General features: G+C 34.9%; 4 protein-coding genes. 1 reads left to right on the forward strand and 3 read right to left on the reverse strand.

All coding sequences use genetic code 11. The features are described from left to right. Positions 1 to 515, forward strand: a 515-nt coding sequence (locus tag ACI4WO_RS07310; protein WP_439806897.1) for a hypothetical protein, incomplete at its 5' end; no start/stop codon positions are given. A 111-nt stretch (positions 516 to 626) separates the two neighbouring features. Here the strand turns inward: ACI4WO_RS07310 and ACI4WO_RS07315 are convergent. The 3 genes from ACI4WO_RS07315 to ACI4WO_RS07325 form a co-directional block, all read right to left on the reverse strand. Next, positions 627 to 2,144, reverse strand: a complete 1,518-nt coding sequence (locus ACI4WO_RS07315; protein ID WP_439806898.1) for a recombinase family protein — start codon at positions 2,142 to 2,144, stop codon at positions 627 to 629. A gap of 105 nt (positions 2,145 to 2,249) precedes the next feature. Then, positions 2,250 to 2,639 (reverse strand): type II toxin-antitoxin system HicB family antitoxin, encoded by a 390-nt coding sequence (locus tag ACI4WO_RS07320; RefSeq protein ID WP_439806899.1) that lies wholly within the window; start codon positions 2,637 to 2,639, stop codon positions 2,250 to 2,252. Positions 2,640 to 2,683: 44 nt separating this feature from the next. Next, positions 2,684 to 2,857, reverse strand: a complete 174-nt coding sequence (locus ACI4WO_RS07325) for a type II toxin-antitoxin system HicA family toxin (RefSeq protein ID WP_439806900.1) — start codon at positions 2,855 to 2,857, stop codon at positions 2,684 to 2,686. Between the last annotated feature and the right edge of the window lie 170 nt (positions 2,858 to 3,027).

Consider the following 3,027-nt stretch of genomic DNA (forward strand, 5'->3'; position numbering starts at 1 on the left):
TGGAAGTTAAAAGACTTGCGGAAGAATCATCTGACTTTATGAAAAACTTACGAAAAGGACTCAGAAGCTTTGATTACAATGACGAGTCTTATCAGGAAAAACTAAAGGAATTAAGAAAATCCAAAGCAAAATACGATACACAAATCAAAAAATTATTACAGTCACTCTTAGAAACCGAGGGAACTGCCGCACATGATTACATTATCACTCAAATCAATGAAACAGATTCCAGAATACAGTCTATTGACAAACAAATTCAGGAATATGTTGAACTTGCCAATAGTCACAGTTCATCAGATGAAAACTTTGAGATTCTTGCGGATATGATGTCAAAGACAGCAGGCACAATAGACTCTATGACAGTAGAAGAAAAAAGAACAGCTTTGAGAAATATCATTCATAAGGTTATCTGGGACGGAGATAAAATTCACATCTATTTCTTTGGCTGTGAAGAAGATGAAATTTCACTTTCTGACGAGAAATTTTCAGAGCCGCAGGGAGTGAGTTGCAAATGAAATTCTAATGTATTTTAGATCGCAAAAGAAAATACTAGGTGACATGTATATTGATGAACCAATAGATATTGATAAAGATGGAAACCCGTTTACACATAGACTATATATATATCAAAAAATAAAATCAATTTTTATTTCAAAATTGTTGTTTTCATTATTGCATTTTGTTGTTTTTTTGTACTGAATTTTTCTTATTATTGATTTAAGCATCTTATTTTTTTCATTTGCATCCATGCATTGCTGATACGCATCAATAACATGTTTCAGACGGATAATTGTTTCTTCTGTGGGTGCTTGTGGACGAGCTTCATCCTGAAGCTTTTTAATCTGACTTTCAGCGGATGCAATTTTATCGGATATGACTGCTGATCTTTCCACGAAAATTTCTGTTGTATAAATTCCTTGTTCTAATAAATCATACAATTTGTTCTGCTGTATTTTTAATTTTTGAAGTTCGCTTTTAATTTTACTTTCAGCATCTTTCAAGGAATTGGTTTTATCTTTGCGCTTGTCATTTTCAGAAGGAGAAACAGACTGTCGATAGGTTCTTACTATAGCGTTATAAACCGCATCATCTATATCAGCCATGTTGCTTGAAACGCATTTGCAGCCATTATGTATACACATCATATACACTAAACCATTAGAATAAGGTCTTCTTACCATTGCTCTTCCGCAAAGTTCACAATACATCAGTCCTGCAAATTGATTTTTAAGAGTTTTATTATTATGTGTACTTGTATGCTTATTTTTATTTCTGATACTTTCAGCCAGTTTCCAGACTTCTTCGCTGACAATTGGCTCATGAAGACCTTTATATATCTCTGCGTCTGGATTAATAGGATTTGTATACTTAATTTCGCCATCTTTGATAATTTTTTTAGTTTTTCGCCAGTTCCAGCGAATCTTACCACAATAAAGCGGATTTTCAATTATTGCTTTTACCGTGGCATGGCTCCATGTGTCAATGCGCTTAGGTTTTATCCCCATATTGTTTAAGAAAGTAGCAATTTTTGAATACCCCATATCCTTTTGGGTATATAGCTCATACATAAGCTTTACCGCTTCTGCTTCTTCAGGTATCTGTTCAAGAGTATAGTTTTTTTGTTCATAGTTGTGTACTTTTTTGTATCCGTATGGCGGTTGTGAGCCTATATAATTCCCCTCTTTAACAGATGCAAGACGTCCGGCCTGCATGCGGCGATTAATGGTTTTATATTCTCTTCTTGACATAAAAAGAGAAAATTCAAAGTACTCTTCATCAAATTCATTAGATGGATCATAAACTTTAACAGGCGTTATTATTTTAGTATTTGAATATTTAAACGCTCTTGAAACAATGCCTTGATCTATGCTGTCACCCCTTGCAAGACGTTCAATTTCCATACAAAGAACTCCGTCCCACATTCCAGCATTTACTTCGTCCAGGAGCTTCTGCATTTCTGGTCTTGATTCAATAGTATCACCGGAAACAATTTCTTCATGAATTTTTGCTATAGTAAGATTTTTCTTTTTAGCAAGTTCCAAAAGCTTTGCCCTGTGTCTTGAAAGCGTTTCGCCTTCGCCTCTTGCTTCGGCGTCTGCGTCTGCCCGGGATTTTCTTAAATATATAGCATACTGTCCGTTCATGTTTTCCTCCCTTTTTAATTAATTATATTCTTATTTAACGTTTCTGTTGCTGAGCAGGAGCGTTTATTTTTATAAAAATTCCCCGGCTGACCCGGGGAATGGTTACTACCTGATATTAAGACGATTTTCAAGAGCTTCACGCAGTACGGAAGAAAAATTGATTCCGGCTTCCTCTGCCTTTACATTCAGCCAGCTTGGGATAGTGCAGTTTTTTTTGACAGTTCTGTTGTCGAGCATTCGCCTATATGCATCAAAATCAACGTCAACAAGCGTTACAATTGAATTTTTCTCTGCTTTTATTGATGAAACAGCAGATGGCTCAGGAAGTGTTTTATTTTCGTCCTGCATGTCAACAGCAGTAATACAAATAACATCTCTCGCCATTTCTATGGCGTTAGCAAGATCTGTTCCTTGTGTCATTATATCAAAATCCGGTACATTAACAAGAAACATTTCATCATCAGGGGTTAAAATAATCGGATAAACTCTTTTCATACGAACAGCTCCTTATAATATAAATTTTTCGGGTATACACGGACTTATTTAAGCCCGTGCTTTTTAATGATTGCCTGTGCAAGCTTTTCATTAATCTCCCTGTGTCGTGGGATTGGTTCATTTTTTGCTCCGTTGGTATATATATCATGATTTCCGCCATCACGTTTTAACCACCAGCCGTTTTTTTCAAGAAGTTTTATTAAATCTCTGTGCTTCATGTTCCCACCTCCTATATATTATTATACGCATTTTATACGCATTTGTCAAGAGCTTTTCTGTAATAAAATGCACAAATTCAGCCTTGGAAAATTGTGTATTATTTTAATAAATATTCAATTCGCATAATGCAATAATATTTTAAAACATTTTTAGCAAAATGTGACAAAAA

This window comes from Porcipelethomonas sp. (genome assembly GCF_051893655.1).
Lineage (GTDB): Bacteria > Bacillota > Clostridia > Oscillospirales > Ruminococcaceae > Porcipelethomonas.